The organism is Streptomyces sp. NPDC006339 (genome assembly GCF_040612775.1).
Lineage (GTDB): Bacteria > Actinomycetota > Actinomycetes > Streptomycetales > Streptomycetaceae > Streptomyces.
The window spans coordinates 1-16,031 of the sequence record NZ_JBEXQW010000019.1; the positions used below are offsets into that span (position 1 = coordinate 1).

The 16,031-nt window shown below is 73.0% G+C and carries 17 protein-coding genes; 9 read left to right on the forward strand and 8 right to left on the reverse strand.

The genetic code is table 11. From position 1 onward, the window contains the following. The first annotated feature begins 370 nt into the window (after positions 1-370). Together ABZ135_RS17135 and ABZ135_RS17140 are read left to right on the forward strand one after the other, a co-directional pair. Positions 371-709 (forward strand): metalloregulator ArsR/SmtB family transcription factor, encoded by a 339-nt coding sequence (locus tag ABZ135_RS17135; RefSeq protein ID WP_356696437.1) that lies wholly within the window; start codon positions 371-373, stop codon positions 707-709. A gap of 77 nt (positions 710-786) precedes the next feature. Then, positions 787-2,181, forward strand: a complete 1,395-nt coding sequence (locus ABZ135_RS17140; RefSeq protein ID WP_356696439.1) for an MFS transporter — start codon at positions 787-789, stop codon at positions 2,179-2,181. A gap of 82 nt (positions 2,182-2,263) precedes the next feature. Here the strand turns inward: ABZ135_RS17140 and ABZ135_RS17145 are convergent, their stop codons facing one another. Further along, positions 2,264-3,709: a glyceraldehyde-3-phosphate dehydrogenase gene (locus ABZ135_RS17145; protein WP_356696441.1), complete on the reverse strand. Its 1,446-nt coding sequence runs from the start codon at positions 3,707-3,709 to the stop codon at positions 2,264-2,266. A gap of 220 nt (positions 3,710-3,929) precedes the next feature. Between ABZ135_RS17145 and ABZ135_RS17150 the strand changes: the two genes are divergently transcribed. The 3 genes from ABZ135_RS17150 to ABZ135_RS17160 all read left to right on the forward strand — a co-directional run bounded on the left by ABZ135_RS17150 (position 3,930) and on the right by ABZ135_RS17160 (position 6,523). Next, on the forward strand, positions 3,930-5,024 hold the full coding sequence (locus ABZ135_RS17150) for a hypothetical protein (RefSeq protein WP_356696443.1): 1,095 nt from the start codon (positions 3,930-3,932) through the stop codon (positions 5,022-5,024). Between the two features lie 30 nt (positions 5,025-5,054). Continuing rightward, entirely contained in the window at positions 5,055-5,681 is a 627-nt protein-coding gene (locus ABZ135_RS17155; protein ID WP_356696445.1) for a phosphoribosylanthranilate isomerase, read from the forward strand. Positions 5,682-5,839: 158 nt separating this feature from the next. Then, positions 5,840-6,523, forward strand: coding sequence for an alpha/beta hydrolase (locus ABZ135_RS17160; protein WP_356696447.1), 684 nt, complete (start codon positions 5,840-5,842; stop codon positions 6,521-6,523). A gap of 100 nt (positions 6,524-6,623) precedes the next feature. On the opposite strand, the gene ABZ135_RS17165 is transcribed toward ABZ135_RS17160, so the two are convergent. The 3 genes from ABZ135_RS17165 to ABZ135_RS17175 all read right to left on the reverse strand — a co-directional run bounded on the left by ABZ135_RS17165 (position 6,624) and on the right by ABZ135_RS17175 (position 9,511). Then, entirely contained in the window at positions 6,624-7,322 is a 699-nt protein-coding gene (locus ABZ135_RS17165; RefSeq protein ID WP_356696449.1) for a hypothetical protein, read from the reverse strand. A gap of 73 nt (positions 7,323-7,395) precedes the next feature. Further along, complete coding sequence (locus ABZ135_RS17170) at positions 7,396-8,985, reverse strand: carbohydrate-binding protein (protein ID WP_356696451.1); 1,590 nt, start codon at positions 8,983-8,985, stop codon at positions 7,396-7,398. A gap of 115 nt (positions 8,986-9,100) precedes the next feature. After that, entirely contained in the window at positions 9,101-9,511 is a 411-nt protein-coding gene (locus tag ABZ135_RS17175; RefSeq protein WP_356696453.1) for a DUF4345 domain-containing protein, read from the reverse strand. A gap of 91 nt (positions 9,512-9,602) precedes the next feature. Here ABZ135_RS17175 and ABZ135_RS17180 point away from each other — a divergent pair, with 91 nt between their 5' ends. Both ABZ135_RS17180 and ABZ135_RS17185 read left to right on the forward strand, forming a co-directional pair. Beyond that, complete coding sequence (locus ABZ135_RS17180; protein ID WP_356696455.1) at positions 9,603-10,232, forward strand: helix-turn-helix domain-containing protein; 630 nt, start codon at positions 9,603-9,605, stop codon at positions 10,230-10,232. A 10-nt stretch (positions 10,233-10,242) separates the two neighbouring features. Beyond that, positions 10,243-10,983 (forward strand): VOC family protein, encoded by a 741-nt coding sequence (locus ABZ135_RS17185; protein WP_356696457.1) that lies wholly within the window; start codon positions 10,243-10,245, stop codon positions 10,981-10,983. A gap of 14 nt (positions 10,984-10,997) precedes the next feature. Here the strand turns inward: ABZ135_RS17185 and ABZ135_RS17190 are convergent, their stop codons facing one another. From ABZ135_RS17190 to ABZ135_RS17200, 3 genes are all read right to left on the reverse strand, one after another. Continuing rightward, positions 10,998-11,381, reverse strand: coding sequence for a VOC family protein (locus tag ABZ135_RS17190; RefSeq protein WP_356696459.1), 384 nt, complete (start codon positions 11,379-11,381; stop codon positions 10,998-11,000). Positions 11,382-11,466: 85 nt separating this feature from the next. Continuing rightward, positions 11,467-11,784: a multidrug efflux SMR transporter gene (locus ABZ135_RS17195; protein WP_356696461.1), complete on the reverse strand. Its 318-nt coding sequence runs from the start codon at positions 11,782-11,784 to the stop codon at positions 11,467-11,469. A 76-nt stretch (positions 11,785-11,860) separates the two neighbouring features. Further along, positions 11,861-12,328 (reverse strand): multidrug efflux SMR transporter, encoded by a 468-nt coding sequence (locus ABZ135_RS17200; RefSeq protein WP_356696463.1) that lies wholly within the window; start codon positions 12,326-12,328, stop codon positions 11,861-11,863. A gap of 101 nt (positions 12,329-12,429) precedes the next feature. Between ABZ135_RS17200 and ABZ135_RS17205 the strand changes: the two genes are divergently transcribed. Together ABZ135_RS17205 and ABZ135_RS17210 are read left to right on the forward strand one after the other, a co-directional pair. After that, the gene (locus ABZ135_RS17205; protein ID WP_356696465.1) at positions 12,430-12,903 is read left to right on the forward strand and encodes a MarR family transcriptional regulator; all 474 of its coding nucleotides are present in this window, start codon (positions 12,430-12,432) and stop codon (positions 12,901-12,903) included. 74 nt (positions 12,904-12,977) lie between these two features. After that, complete coding sequence (locus tag ABZ135_RS17210; protein ID WP_356696467.1) at positions 12,978-14,399, forward strand: polysaccharide lyase 6 family protein; 1,422 nt, start codon at positions 12,978-12,980, stop codon at positions 14,397-14,399. A gap of 91 nt (positions 14,400-14,490) precedes the next feature. On the opposite strand, the gene ABZ135_RS17215 is transcribed toward ABZ135_RS17210, so the two are convergent. After that, the gene (locus ABZ135_RS17215; protein ID WP_356696469.1) at positions 14,491-15,783 is read right to left on the reverse strand and encodes a serine hydrolase domain-containing protein; all 1,293 of its coding nucleotides are present in this window, start codon (positions 15,781-15,783) and stop codon (positions 14,491-14,493) included. Between the last annotated feature and the right edge of the window lie 248 nt (positions 15,784-16,031).

The window sequence follows — 16,031 nt, forward strand, 5'->3', positions numbered from 1 at the left end:
ACCGCGGCGGCGAACGGCGCGATCTTCGCCTCCGCCAGCGCCCGGACCGTCTCCCGGAGCATCTCGTGCTCCTCCGACGGGCGATACAGATCGAAGTCCTTGGCCATGGTCTGGGGCTCCCCTAGCAATGCTTGTGGCACATTCGGCACGGTCTTGGCACTGAGTACCCTCAGCAAAACACACTCAGTGCCACGATGCTAGTGGCTCGGCGTGCGGCGCCTCGTATCGGGGGGCGGAGTGCCGTCGTACGGGGGTACGGCGTGCCGCGCGGGGCGGAAGCGGCGCGTGCGTCGGTCGGGTGCGTCCGGTACCGGCGGGCCGCCGCGTGCGGGGGCGCGGGCGTCCGCGCCCGGCTGCCTACGATGAGCGCATGTCGGAACGCCCAACGCACGACCGGACTCCCGGGCCCGCCGAACTCGGGGCCGCCGCCGCCGTCTTCGCGCTGCTCGCCGACCCCACCCGCCTCCAGCTCGTCTGGCTGCTCACCAAGGGAGAGGCCGACGTGAGCGCCCTCACCCAGGCGTGCGGCGCCTCGCGTCCGGCCGTCAGCCAGCATCTGGCCAAACTGCGGCTCGGCGGACTCGTCCAGTCCCGCCGCGACGGGCGCCGGGTCGTGTACGCGATGCCGGACGGCCACCTCAAGCGGCTGGTGGTCGAGGCGATCAGCCGGGCCGACCACGAGGTGAGCGGAGAGCCCTGGCACGACTGAGAGCCGGTCCGCCGACCGGCCCCCCTTCGATCCCGTCGACATGTGCGCAAGCGCGCACATGTCGATATCGTGGAGACGTGCTCTCCGTGCTGCGCGAGCCCACCTTCCGGCGCCTCTTCACCGCCCAGGCCGTCGCCCTCCTCGGCACCGGCCTCGCGACCGTCGCCCTCGCGCTGCTCGCGTACGACCTCGCCGGCGCCGACGCCTCCGCCGTCCTGGGCACCGCCCTCGCCCTGAAGATGGCGGCCTACGTCGCCGTCGCCCCGCTCGCGGGCGCCCTGGCCGGCCGGATCTCCCGGCGCACCCTGCTCGTCTCGTCGGACCTGGTCCGCGCCTCCGCCGCCCTCGCCCTGCCCTTCGTGAGCGAGGTCTGGCACGTCTACGCCCTGATCGTGCTGCTCCAGGCCGCCTCCGCCGCCTTCACCCCGGTCCTCCAGGCCACCGTCCCCGAGGTGCTGCCCGGCGAACGCCCGTACACCGAGGCCCTCTCGCTCTCCCGGCTCGCCCACGACCTGGAGAGCCTCGCCTCCCCGGCCCTCGCGGCCGCGCTCCTCGCTCTCGTCCCGTACCCCTGGCTCTTCGCGGGCACGGCCACGGGCTTCCTCGCCTCGGCGGTGCTGGTGCTGTCCGTGGCCCTGCCGGGCTCCCGACGCCCGGTGCCGGCCGGGGGACCGGTGGTGGGGGGTGCGGGGTCGGTCGCGCGCGAACGCCTCGGGGCCGGGGCCGGCTTCGGGGTCCGGCTGTTCCTCGGCACCCCGCGGCTGCGGGCCCTGCTCGCCCTCGAACTGGCGGTGGCGGCGGCCGGCGCCCTGGTCCTGGTCGGCACCGTCACCCTGGTCCGCGACACCCTGGGCCGCCCGGAGGGCGACGTGGCCCTCGCCCTCGGCGCGTACGGCGCGGGCTCCATGACCGTCGCGCTGCTGCTGCCGCGCCTCCTCGACCGGGTGGACGACCGGCGCGTCATGCTGGCCGGCGCCTTCGCGCTCCCCGCGGTCCTGGGCGCGCTCGCCCTCGCCCTCGGACTCCCGGCCTCGGCTCCGGCCGACGGCGCCCTGGCGTGGCCCGGGCTGCTCGCGGCCTGGCTGCTCGCCGGGGCGGCGACCTCCGCGGTCCTCACGCCGGCCGGCCGGCTGCTGCGGCGCTCGGCCGATCCGGCCGACCTCCCCGCCGCCTTCGCCGCCCGCTTCTCCCTCGCCCACGCCTGCTGGCTGCTCACCTATCCGCTGGCCGGTTGGCTCGTCGCCCGTACGGGACCGGTCCTCCCGGCGGCGCTCCTGGGCGGGCTCGCGCTGCTGGCCGCCCTCGCCGCGACCCGCCTGTGGCCGCGTACGGACCCGGTCGCGCTGCCGCACGCCCACCCCGAGCTGCCGGCCGATCACCCGCACCTGGCCGGGTCGGGGGCGGCCGGACGTCACACCCACGACTTCCGCATCGACGCGCTGCACCGCCACTGGCCGGCGGCCGCGCCCTGACACGCCGAACGGCGGCGGGGCCGAAGCCCCACCGCCGTTCGTACCGGACTGTTCGGCCCCGAGGGGCCGTCGGACCGCCGGATCAGACCGCCGGAGCCGGGAAGGTCGGGTACTCGACACCGGAGACGTGCTGGACGACCCGGATGACCTGGCAGGAGTAGCCGAACTCGTTGTCGTACCACAGGTACAGGATCGCGTTGTCGCCGTCGACCTTGGTCGCGCCGGCGTCGACGATCGAGGCGTGGCGCGAGCCGACGAAGTCCATCGAGACCGCGTCGGGAGCCGTGGTGAAGTCGATCTGGCGCTTCAGCGGCGAGTGCAGCGAGACGTCGCGGAGGTACTCGAGGACCTCCTCGCGGGTGGTCTCGCGGCCCAGGCGCAGGCTCAGGATCGCGATCGAGACGTCCGGGACGGGGACGCGGATCGAGCTGCCGGTGATCGGCGCCTTCAGCTCGGGCAGCGCCTTGGCCACGGCGGAGGCGGCACCCGTCTCCGTGATGACCATGTTGAGCGGCGCGGAGCGGCCGCGGCGGTCCGCCTTGTGGTAGTTGTCCAGCAGGTTCTGGTCGTTCGTGAACGAGTGGACGGTCTCCACGTGACCGCGCAGCACGCCGAACTCGTCGTCCATCGCCTTGAGCGGCGGCACGATCGCGTTCGTGGTGCAGGACGCGCAGGACAGGACCCGCTCGTCCGGCTTGATCGTGTCGTGGTTGACGCCGTGCACGATGTTCGGCACGTCACCCTTGCCGGGCGCGGTCAGCACGACCTTGTCGATGCCCGGGCGCAGGTGCTTCGACAGACCCTCGCGGTCGCGCCACTTGCCCGTGTTGTCGATGAGGATGGCGTTCTCGATGCCGTACGCCGTGTAGTCGACCTCGGACGGGTCGTTGGCGTAGATCACCTTGATCGTGTTGCCGTTGGCGACGATCGTGCCGTTGGCCTCGTCGACGGTGATGGTGCCCTGGAACTGGCCGTGGATGGAGTCACGGCGCAGCAGCGAGGCGCGCTTCACCAGGTCCTGCTCGCCGCCGCCGCGCACGACGATGGCGCGCAGCCGCAGGCCGTTGCCGGAGCCGGCCTTCTCGATCAGCAGGCGGGCGACGAGCCGGCCGATGCGGCCGAAGCCGTACAGGACGACGTCGCGGCCGTCACGCCGCTGGATCTTGTTGGCCCCGGTGGCACCCGCGACGGCCTCGGCGGTGAACTCGGCGACCGAGAGGCCCCGGTTGTCCGTCTTGTACTCCGCGGCGAGCATGCCGATGTCGATCTGGGACGGGCCCAGGTCGAGCGTGGTGAGCGTCTCCAGGAACGGCAGGGTCTCGGTGACCGAGAGCTCCTCGCCGGCGATCTGGCGGGCGAATCGGTGGGTCTTGAGAATGCTGACCACCGACTTGTTCACCAGGGAGCGGCTGTGAACGAGGACCGTGACGTCCTGCTCTCGGTGCAGCTTCCCGATGATCGGAATCATGGACTCCGCGATCTCCTCGCGGTTCTTCCAGTTTGTGAACGAGTCCTCGTTGACAGTCACAGTGCATCTTTCGAGCTAGGCGGTGCTCATATGCTAACCCGACCATTTTTGCGGGCGGCAGGGGGGGTCCCGTGTGGTTCCGGACACGGGGTGGCGGGTTTCCGCCCGCGCCACCCCTGACCTCGGATCCTGGTCAGCGGGGCGCCGGGACCCGGCCAAGGCCGGACGAGATTCCCCGATCGGCGCGAACCGCCCGCGCCCGCCTGGCACCCTTGCCGTCGTGACGTACGTCGTGACCGTGGAAACGTGCATACCGGACGACGCCCCCGACCTCGACGAACTGGGCCGGATCGGGGCCGTCGTGCTGATCGAGCGGGGCTTCGGCTCCGTGGCCGGGGCCGAGGGGCCCGACGGCGTGGAGGTGGACGTCTTCGACGTGGCCGTCGCGGCCCACCCGCGCGGCGCCGAACTCACGGTGACCGTGGCGGCGCCGACCCTCGAGGCCGCCGAGGACGCGGTGGGGGCCGTGGCCCAGGAGATCCTGGACCGCACGGAACCGCTGGCCGCGTGGGTGGTGGTGAACAGCGAGGTCAAGCTGCACACCGAGCGGGCCCGGGAGAGCCTGGAGGCCGCCGACGGCCCCGACGCCCCGCCCGGAGACCCCGCCCTCCGCCGGGCCCGACACGCCGCCGCCACCGACGCCGGGCGCGGCGTCGTGGCCGGGGGAGAGCTCGGCGCCGGTGAGGCCGGTCACGAGGTGTGGTCCGACGTCGTCGAGGAGAGCCCCGATCCGGAGGCCGGGATACGGGCCATGGCCGTACGGCTGCGCTCCTTCGACCCGGCCGTGTTCGGCGCGAGCCCGGACACCGCCGAACTCGCCGCCGGCGCCCTCGTCCACGGCGCCGAGATCCTCATCGACGAGCTGTACGACGACGTGCAGACCCTCGCCGAGGAGGACACCCACGTCGCCGCCTGCCAGGGCCACCTCTGGCACCTCGACCGGCTGCCCGAGCGGCACGCGGAGCGCTACGACGAGCTGTTCGCCCGCCGGTTCCTGGTGACCGCCGTCGCGCTCACCACCCGGTTCACCGACGGCGGCTTCCGCCGGCTCGGCTGCCCCGCCGAGGAACTCGTCCTCCGCTTCCTCCTGGAACAGGCCCATGTCGCCCTCGACCTCTACGGCCTCCTGGACGACGAGGTCACGGCGGCCCTGGAGCGCTTCGACGCCCACGTCCGCGGCGGCGACACGACGGACGCGGGGCACGACCCCGCGTCGCTCCTCCGCTTCGGCGCCTGGTTCACCGCGTACGGAGACGACCGCTACGTCCACCCGTACGCCGCCGACGCCCCGGCCGAGGAGACCGAGGGGGCATAGGATCGGCCGGACCGGCATGGAGGAGAGACAGTGTTCGTCAAGGTGTGCGGGCTCGCCACGACCGCCGACATCGACGTGGCCGTCGAGGCCGGGGCCGACGCGATCGGCCTGGTGATCAGCGGAACCAGCGTCCGGGGGCTCGACCGGGACACGGCCGCGCGGCTCGCCGCCCACGCCCGCGCGCACACGCCCGCGCACGTGCTGTCCGTCCTCGTCGTCAACGACACGCCCGCCGAAGAGGCCGCACGCCTCGCCCGCGACCTGGACGTCGACGCCCTCCAGCTCCACGGGCCCTACACTCGGGCCGACTTCGAGAAGGCCGCGCGCGTCTTCCCCCGCCTGTGGCGGGCCACCTCCCTCAAGGAGCGCCCCGACACCCGCGTCGGCGCCCACGGCGAGGAGGTCCTCCTGCTCGACTCCCCCCGCGCCGGTTCGGGCGCCCGCTGGGACCTCTCCCTCCTCGACGACGCCCGCCCCGCCGGCACCTGGCTCCTGGCCGGCGGCCTGGCCCCCGACAACGTCGCCGAGGCGATCGACCGGGCCCGGCCCTGGGGCGTCGACGTCTCCAGCGGCGTCGAATCCGCCCCGGGCGTCAAGGACCACACCCGCGTCCGCGCCTTCGTCGCCGCGGCGAAGGCGACCACCACCACCGCCTGAGCGGCCGGGGCCCCGCCCCCAGCGGGTCCTCCGGCTCCCGGCCGGCCCCGGGCCCAGGGCGAGGGCACGTCGGCCGGAGGGTGTTGTCAGAGCCTCCCGATAGCGTGCGCGGGTCAGATTCCGGCCAGTCGCCGTACATCCTCCGGGAGGACCGTTCCATGGACATCCTGCTCATCGCCGGCTTGTGGCTCGACGGATCCGCGTGGGACGACGTCGTGACCGAGCTCGGGGCGCTCGGTCACCGGCCCGTGGCGGTCGGTCTTCCCGGACAGGGGGACGGCGACGGTGCCGCCACCCTCGACGACCAGGTGGCGGCGGTGGTCGCTGCGGTGGACGCCGCGCCCGGGAAACCGCTGGTCGTGGGGCACTCGGCCGCGGCGAGCCTGGCATGGCTGGCCGCCGACGCCCGCCCCGGGAAGGTGGCGAAGGTCGCCCTGATCGGCGGGTTCCCGGCTTCCGACGGCAGTGCCTACGCCGACTTCTTCGCGGTCGAGGACGGCGTCATGCCCTTCCCCGGCTGGGATCCCTTCGAGGGGCCGGAGGCCGCCGACCTCGACGAGGCGGCCCGGCGCCGCTTCGCCGCCGCCGCCGTTCCCGTCCCCGAGGGCGTCGCCCGGGGCACCGTACGACTCCGTGACGAACGCCGCTTCGACGTGCCGGTGCTGCTCGTGTGCCCCGAGTTCACCCCGGCCCAGGCGAAGGAGTGGATCGCCGGCGGCGAGAGCCCGGAGCTCGCCCGCGCCACCGCACTCGCCTCCGTGGACCTGGACTCCGGCCACTGGCCGATGATCACCCGTCCCCGCGAACTCGCCCGCGTCCTCGCCGAGGCGGCCCAGCCGTAGCGCCAGGGGCGCCGTACCGGCCGACTGCCGCGCCGGCGCCGACCGCCGTACGGCACCGTGACCGGCCCCGCGAGGAGCCCGAGCCGGCTAGCGGCCCGGCCTAGCGGCCCCGGGCCTCCTCGGCCGCGGCGATCTCGGGTGCCGTCGCCGTGGCCCGGCGGCCCGCCTGGACCTGCTGGAGGCGTTTGATCGTGGCGGCCAGCACGTCATGGGCGTCCGTGGGATCGCCGCCCGCGTCCTCGACCTGGACGCGGGCGACGACCGTGCCCGACCGGCTGTAGCCGTAGACCGTGCCGCTCGAACCGGTGTGCGCGAGGAAGACCGATTCCTCTCCGACCCGTCCGCGCACCGCGGCGGGAGCCGTCTCCTCCTTGTCCTGCCACCGGTCGTACGCCGCCTTCGCGTGCGCGGCCGTGTCGAACTGGCAGACGTCCAGGTCGATCCCGCGCGAGACGGTCGAACCCCGGTAGTCGTAGTCACCGTTGCCCGCCCGCTGCCAACCGGCCGGCGCGGGGGCGTCCGAGAGCGCGCAGTCGTCCGGCTCGCCCGGCATGTTCTTGTGCAGGCTGCCGGGGTAGTAGCCGGGGACCACGTCCTCGGCGTCCGGGATCGCCTGGGTGAGCTCGCCCGTGGTGAGCTGCCGGGTCAGGGGTTTGTCGGTGTCGTCCTTGAACGGCTGCACCGTGCCCGTCGCGCCCCCGGACGGCGGCGCCCCCTGCGATGACTTGTCCGCCGAGCAGGCCGACAGCGTGAGACAGGTCAGAAGCGTTGCGGTGAGGGCGAGGTGACTGCGTGTCATGTGATCGACTATAGTCTCCGGGTGAACCGGTCACCCGGGCCTGTGCCCACCGGCGGCCTCGCCCTTCGTCGCGTCACGAGCCGAGCCGGACCTCCCTGCCGCCGAGGGTGACGACGAGCCGGCCGTCCGAGGCGAAGGACCAGGCGAGCGCGCCGGTGTACGCGGCGCAGCGGGAGCCGTTCGTACCGGACCAGAACTGGTTCGTGCCGTCCGCGTCCCCGACGGTCCGGTCGTTCGAACCGCTCCCGGAGCGGCAGGACGTGTTGCCGCGGAAGACCGAAGTACCCGCCTCCCACGTGTAGTTGCGCTGGGCGTTGTCGACGGAGAGGTTGTCCGAGACCTTCATCGAGCCGGGATTGCTGTTGTATGTGAAGCCGTGCTTGCCGTTGCGGTAGGCGATGCTGCGCCGGACGACGTGGTCGACGGCGATGTCGTCGCCGCCCAGCTTGTAGCCGTTGCGGTCGCCGTTGGCGTTCACGGTGCCGTCGCTGAGGGTGCCGTTGCCGTAGGCGAGGGAGTCCTCGATCGTCACCGCGCCGATGGGGCCGGTGTCCGGCTTGGTGTAGAGGTCCCAGCCGTCGTCGATGTTGTGGTGGGCGACGGTGTGGCGGAAGACGTTGCCCGCGCCGACGGTCAGCTTCGCCGCGAAGCCGTCGGCGTCCTCGCCGTCGGAGTCGGCGTTGTCGTGCGACTCGGCGCTGAGGATCAGGTTGCCGGACGGCCACTGGTCGCGCGGGGTGGTGGAGGCGATGCGGCCGAGCTGGAGGCCGGTGTCGCGGTTGAAGCGGGTGACGGTGCGCTCCACGACGTTGTGGCTGCCGCCGACGTAGATCCCGTTGTCGCCGGCGCGCTGGACGGTGATGCCGTGGACGTGCCAGTACGAACCGTTGAGGACGAGTCCGCGGTGGGCGGGGGCCTCGGTCATCGCCGAGAAGTCGAGGACCGGCCTCTCGCCCGGATAGGCGGACAGCCGGGTGCGGGCGCCGGCCGTGCCGTTGTTCCCGGCCGGGACGGTGACGGTCTGCGCGTACGCGTAGGTGCCGCCGCGCAGGTAGATCGTGCCGCCGGGCGTCACGCGGGAGATGGCCGAGGGGAGCGTGGTGGGGGCGGAGAGGGTGCCGGCGGCGCCGTCGGTGCCGTTCGGGGCGACGTAGAGCGCGGTGGCGGACGGTGGGGGAGTGGTGGTGCCGCTGGTCTCGGCGTCGAGGCGGTCGACGTTGGGCAGTCCGGCGGCGGTGGTCGGGCTGAGGCGCACGGTGTTGGGGCCCGAACGGACGGGCACCGTGAGCGTGTGGGTCGTCCAGCCCGTCCAGGTGCCGGTGGAGCCGAAGGACGCGGTGCCGGCGGCGGCGCCGTTCACCACCACCGCGGCCGGGCGGGCGGTGGTGGTGCCGTTGGCGAACCGGAAGGCCAGGGTGGCGGTCCCGTCCTGCGGGGCGTCGACGGTGAACTGCGCGGCCGCGCCGACCGCGTTGCGGCCGTTGCAGAAGCCGGTCCCCGTGTAACCGGCGTGGTCCGCGTCCACGGTCCCGTCACAGTTGGCGGGCGCGGTCTCGGCCTCGTACCGGGCCGAGGCGGCGGTGGCCGTGGCGGGCAGCGCGACGACGGCTCCGGTCGCGAGAGCGGCACAGGCCAGCAGGGAAAGCGATTCTCTGGAGCGCATGGGTGTCCTCGTCTTCTCCGTGGTCAACGGATAGAAAGCGCTTGCCAAACTAGGAGTCGGGCAGGGACACGTCAAGGGAGTGGAGGGGAGCGCTCCCATGAACGGAGGGCTGCGCCTAGGCGGGGGCGGAGGTCGCGGTCCGGGTCCGGAAGGCGCGCTCGTCGGCGTCCGCCAGCCGGAACCAGACCGGCGGGAAGACCAGTTCGATCACGGTCAGGACGACCTGGAACCAGTGCGGCCAGCCGTGCACGGCCAGGGAGATCAGACGTCCGGCACCGCCCAGCAGGAACACCGCGGCGAGCCAGCGCACCACCCGGGCCGGGATTGGGTCCTGGCGGACCGCCCACAGCCAGACCAGCCCGTAGCCGGCGAAGATCGCGCCGAGGAACCGGCCGAGACTGTCGAGGGTCGGTCCCGCGTCCGCCTCGCCGGGGACGGCGGCGTTCCCGCCGATCACATGGAACAGCCCGATCGCCACGCACGCGATCCCCATCGTCCACGCGAACGCCCGGAGTGCCTTGTCCACGACCCCCACCTCGCCTCGGCTTAGTTGACATGTGTCTACTAACGGTCAGGGTAGAGGTCCGTGGTAGACACATGTCAAGTAATCTGCCGGTGTGCCGCCCCGCCGACGTCTCACCTCCGCCGACCGCCGCGCCCACCTGCTCGCCGTCGGCGCCGAACTCTTCGCCGCCGCGCCGTACGACGACGTGCTGATGGAGGACGTCGCGCAGCGCGCCGGAGTCTCCCGCGCCCTGCTCTACCGGCACTTCCCCAGCAAGCACGCCCTCTTCGCGGCGGTGTACCGGCAGGCGGCCGACCGCCTGCTCGCCGCCACCCGCCTCGATCCCGACGCCGGTCTGGTCGACCAGTTGACCCAGGGCCTGGACGCCCACCTCGACTACTTCATCGCCAACCGCCACGCCGTCCTGGCCGCGAACCGGGTCCTCGCCGGCGACCCCGTCATCCAGACGATCATGACGGACGAACTCGACGCCCTGCGCGCCCGGTTGCTCGGCGTCCTCCCGCTCGCCGACGCGCGCACCCGGGAGGCCGTGTCCGCCGCCTTGAAGGCGTGGCTGGTCTTCGTCCAGGTCCTGTGCGTGGACTGGCTGACCGACGAGACCTACGACCGTACGGAGCTGCGCGACGCCTGCGTCGGCGCCGCGGTGGGCGCCCTGCGCCCCCTCCTCCCCGAGGACCCCGCGCCCGACTGGCCGCCCGCCCGGGGCGGAGCGGGCGCATAGGATCGTCGGCATGGCGCTGCGACCCGTACAGGTGAACGTCAAGGCGGTCGACCCGGTGGCGGTCGGCCGGTTCTGGGCGGAGGCGCTCGGCTGGACCGCGTACCGGCCCCGTGTGACCACCTACGTGGGACCCGCCGGCGGCTTCGTCTGGCCGGACCCGGTCGTCCTCGGCCTCAACGCCGTCCCCGTACCGGAACCCAAGACGCCGGCCAAGAACCGCCTGCACCTCGACCTCGCGACCGAATCCCCGGCCCACCAGGCGGAGTTGGTCGCACGACTCCGCGCGCTGGGCGCGTGGCCCGTCGACATCGGGCAGGGCGACGTGCCCTGGACCGTCCTCGCCGACCCCGAAGGCAACGAGTTCTGCGTCCTGGAGCCCCGGGAGACCTACCGGGACACCGGACCGATCGCCGCCGTGGTGGTCGACTGCGCGGACCCGCGGGCCATGGCCCGGTTCTGGGGCGAGGCGACGGACTGGGTCGTGCACGAGGTGACCGGCGACCGTGCGGTGCTGCGCTCCGCCCAGGGCCACGGCCCCTACCTCGAGTTCCTCCGCACGCCCGACGCGAAGACCGCGCCGGACCGCCTCCATCTCGACCTGCTGCCCCGCCCCGGTGACGACCGGGCGGCGGAGGTGGCGCGACTGCGCGCCCTCGGCGCCACCGACCTCGACATCGGCCAGGGCGACGTCCCGTGGACCTGCCTCGCCGACCCGGAGGGGCACGAGTTCCGCGTACTCGCCCCCTCCTGACGGGCCGGTGCCGGTCAGGAATCGGCGGCGGCTCGGTCGGACTCGCTGCGCAGCACGCAGAACTCGTTGCCCTCGGGGTCGGCGAGGACGACCCAGCCGGACCCGTCGGGATTCCGGTGATCGGCGACGAAGGCGGCGCCGAGGCCGAGCAGCCGGTCCACCTCCTGATCGCGCGAGGTGTCCGGGCGCAGACACAGGTGGATCCGGTTCTTGACCGTCTTGGGCTCGGGAACCTGGTTGAAGTACAGCACCGGGCCCTCCGCCAGGAGCACTTGGGTCTCCCGGGCGCCCGGACCGTCCTCCGGGTGCAGGGGACGGCCGGTCACCTGGCTCCAGAAGCGAGCCAGTTCGTAGGCATTCGCACAGTCGATCGCCACGTTCTGCAGTACCGAGATCATGCGCACGAGCCTCCCCGATCCTCTCGCCGAACGCCACCCTTCGGCGCTCGTTCCCGCGCGTGGGGGCGGGTTGTCGCGGCGGGCCTCAGACGGAGGTCACGCGCAGGATGACCGCGCCGCCGATGATCGACGCGAAGGAGAGCAGCCGGGCGAGGGTGATCTTCTCCTTGAAGAGGATCGCGCCGAAGGCGACGGTGCCGACACCGCCGATACCGGTCCAGAGGGTGTAGCCGACCGAGACGTCGAGGTCGAGCAGGGCGAGGGACAGGGTGTAGATGCCGCCGGCGGCGGCGAGCAGGGTCAGCACGCTGGGCCACAGGCGGGTGAAGCCCTGGGTGGCGTTGGTACCGAGCGCGAAGAGGATCTCGAAGACGATGGCGATGCCGAGGAACACCCAGGTCATGGGAGGTGACTCTCTCTGTTCGTGAGGTGTGAGGTGTCAGGCGTGAGGTGGCGGGGTGGTGGGTGGGGCGGGGCGGTCAGACCGTGGCCCGTTCCGCGTCGGCCTTCGCGGCCTTCGCGGCCTTCTCCGTGGCGAGCCCGTCGGTGATCCGCAGCGCCGTACCGCCGCCGATGATCAGCACGAAGGCGATGACCTTCCAGATCGTCATGGGCTCGTCGTAGAGGAGCGTTCCGAAGACGACGGTGCCGACGCCGCCGATGCCCGCCCACACGGTGTAGCCGACGCCGACGTCCACGTACCGCAGGGCCCGGGACAGCGTGTAGATGCCGCAGGCCGCCGCGGCGGCGGTGAGCAGGGAGGGGCCGAGGCGGGTGAAGGCGTGGGTAGCCTCGGTGGACAGCGCGAAGGTGATCTCGAAGAGGGAGGAGAAGAGCAGCCACGCCCAGCCGACGTTCTGCTTCCCCTTGTCCTTCACCGTCGATGCGGATGCGGACGCGGATGCTGCCGTGGAGGCCGTGGTGGCCGTGGATGACGGGGACGACATGAGCGGTCCTCACTGTGGTTGCTTGTACGTGCATGTTCTTTTGGGTGAGGAGCTTGCATGGTCATATAACCTGTTGTCAAACCCCCTGGAAGGAGAGGCCCATGAGCGACCAGGCCGTCTGGGACCGCGTGCTCACCGTGCACGCCCGCGTGGAGCGCGAACTCGCCACCGCGCTGCAGCGCCGGCACGGCATCGGTCTCTCCGAGTACCGGGCCCTGGAGAATCTCGCCGCCTCGCCCGACAACGAGCTGCGCATGCAGGAACTCGCCGACCGGATCGGCCTCAACCAGTCCTCGGTCACCCGCCTGGTCGACCGGCTCAAGGGTGCGGGCTACGCCTTCAAGGACCTCTGCCCCTCGGACAGGCGCGGCGTCTACGCCGTGATCACCGCCGAGGGCCGCAGCCGCTACGAGGACGCCCGCGGCACGTACGCCGACGTGCTCTCCGGCACCCTGGACACCCTGGGTGCCGAACCCGAACTCGCGGGCACCGTCGCCGCGTTGCGCGCGGGCCACGGCGACCGCGCCGACGACCGTGCCGACGACCGCGCCGGCGAGGGTGCCGGGGCGCGTTAGCGGGACGCCAGCGGAACGACAGGGGCGTGTCCCCGGCTGAGGGCGGACCCATCCGCCATCCCCCAAGGGGCATCATGCGACGACGTACGTTCCTCACCGGCACCGCACTCGGCACGGCCCTCGCCACCGTGCCGTCCTTCGTCACGGCCTCGGCCGCGACCTCCGTCACCGTCGGCTCCCTCGGCGAGCTCCAGCGGGCGATCGACCGCGCGATACCCGGTGACCGGATCGTCCTCGCCAACGGCACCTACACCGTGCCCTCCGGCGGCGCCATCACCGTCTCCGGCCGCCACGGCACCACCGCCGCCCCCATCACGATCGTCGCCGAGTCGCGGGGCGGCGCCGTGCTCCAGGGCGAACGCGGCTTCGTGTTCTCCGACTCCAGCGACATCGTCGTCAGCGGTTTCGCGCTCCGGCAGGGCACCACCCTGGAGATCCCGGCGAACTGTCCGCGCATCCGGCTGACCCGCAACGACCTCCGTTTCGCCGACACCCCGGGGCTCGACTGGGTGGTCGTACGCGGCGACGACGCCAAGATCGACCGGAACCGCTTCCACCACAAGACCACCGAGGGCATCTTCCTCGTCGTCGACGGCCCCGGCAGCACCGCCATGGCCCAGCGGACCCAGATCCTCCGCAACCACTTCTCGGACCACTCCTACACCGGTGCCAACGGCGGCGAACCGATCCGCCTCGGCGTCAGCTCGCGCGCCCTGTCCAGCGCCTCGGCCGTGGTCGAGTACAACCTCTTCGAGCGGTGCGACGGCGACCCCGAGGCCGTCTCGGTGAAGTCCTCCGACAACACCGTCCGTTACAACACCGTCCGCGACAGCCGCGGCGCCATCGTGCTGCGCCACGGCAACCGCACCACCGTCGAGGGCAACCACCTCCTCGGCGGCGTGGAGGGCGTCCGCCTCTACGGCAACGACCACCTGGTGGTCAACAACTACTTCGGCGGCCTCACCGGCCGCGCCCTGGTGATCGGCAGCGGCACCACCCGTGACCACCACTCCGGCGAGACGACCGAGGAGCGGCGCGGCAACGACGCCTGCGACCGCGCGGTGATCGCCCACAACACGCTCGTCGGCAACGCCCGCACGCTCACCGGCGAGAGCCGGACCTACGCGCCGAGCGACGTGGTCGTCGCCGACAACATCCTGGTCTCCGGCACCGGAACCCTGGTCGACCTCGACCAGACCGTCGGCTTCCTGTGGCAGGGCAACATCCTCTGGGGCGCCGCCGCCGACGGCACCCTGCCCGCCGCCGGCTACCGGAGGGTCGACCCGAGGCTGCGGCTGGACGCGGACGGCGTGCACCGGCTGTCGGCCGACAGCCCGGCGATCGACGCGGCGACGCTGGCCGAGCCCGTCGTGACCCAGGACCTCGACGGGCACGCCCGCGGCGCCGCCCGTGACGTCGGCGCCGACGAGTACTCCACCCTGGCCCCGGTCCGTCGTCCGCTCACGACGGCCGACGTGGGCCCGAACGCGGCCTGAGCGCCGCGCCCTGAGCGCCGCGCCCCGAGCTGGCCCCGGCCCGGCCCGAGTCCCTGGACCCGGGCCGGGCCGCCGCTCGCTACGCGTCGCGTCAGTGCCGCTCGGGCAGGTCACGCTCCGCCGGGCGGTCGAGGGCCCCCTTCGGCGCCCCCGTCGGCGCTCCCTCAGGCGCCCGTTCCGGCGCCAGGCTCCGCGCCGTCGGCTGCGCGGCGGGCTTGGGGCCGCAGAACGCGGCCTCCAGCGTCCCGCCGAGCGCCGTGTTCGCGGCCCCGTGGTTCGAGGTGTTCGCCAGCGCCGACAGGCTGCGCCGGCCGTCCCGGGTGGCGAAGGCGTACGTGTAGTAGCCCTGCACCGTCCCCGTGTGACCGAACACCTGCGTGCCGCAGGACAGTTGGTAGCGGCGCAGGCCGAGCCCGTACGCCCGGCTGCCGGTCGGGTCCGTCGGCGTCACCGTCGTCATGGCGTCCAGCATCGGCGGGGTCAGCAGCCGGCCGCGCATCAGCGCGCTCATGAAGGTGTTCAGATCGGCCGGGGTGGACAGTACGGCACCCGCCGACTGCGCCCAGGAGACCGTCTGTTCGGTGGAGTCCACGAGCGGCGCCCCGGCCTCGTCCGGGTGCAGATGACCCCGGACGTGCAGGCCCTTGATGCGCGTGTCGGGGTGAACGTACGAAGTGCCGCGCAGCTTCAGCGGCTTGATGATCCTGCGCTCGTACGCGTCGGCCACCGGCCGCCCCGTCAGCTTCTCGATCAGCATGCCGACCACCACGAAGTTCGTGTTGGAGTACGCGTACGCGGCGCCCGGCTCGACGGTGCGCGGCTCGGCGAGGGACAGGTCGACGAGCTCCTGGTAGGAGAACACCCTGTTCCGCACGGCCTCGAAGCCCGGGACGGTGTGCTCGAACATCTTGTTCGTGTAGTCCGCCAGACCGCTGCGGTGGGTGAGGAGGTGACGGACCGTGATCCGGTCGTCGGGCAGGAGCCCCGGCAGCAGACGGTTCACCGGGTCGTCGAGCCGGAGCCGGCCCTCCTCCACCAACTGGAGCAGCACGACGGCCGAGAACGTCTTGCTGACGCTGCCGATCCGGAAGCGGGCGTGGATGTCCATGGGCGCGCCCGTGGACTGGTCGCGGACCCCGACCGTACGGCTCCGGACGCCGTCCGGACCGGTGTACCGGGCCATCGCGCCGGGCGCGCCCTCGGCCAAGGCGGCGTTCAGCGCGGCGACCACGCCCTCCATGTCGGGTGCGGGGGCGGGGGTCTCCGGCGGCGCCGGGGCGGCGACGGGTGCGGCGGAGGCGGTGGCGGCCGGGACGAGACCTCCGGCGAGCGCGGCGATCAGAGCGGCGCCCACGGCCAGGCGTCGGTGCGGCGAACGGAGCACAGGCTTCCTCTACTTCTGCTTCGGTGGGGGACGAGCCTCGGTGGGTCGACGGGGCCGGACGGCTCCGGCCGACCCGTTCACCGAAGATGAGGGGCGGGGCGCCGGAAAGGTTCCGGGCACGGACCGCAACTTTCGGCCGCGCCTCATCCGGTCGGCGTAACGCGGGTCGCCGGTCCGTCGACCCTCGTTCCGCCGCCGGGCCGCCATGCCGTCCTCCGGAGCGTCCGTGAAGCCGTCGGGCCGGAGCG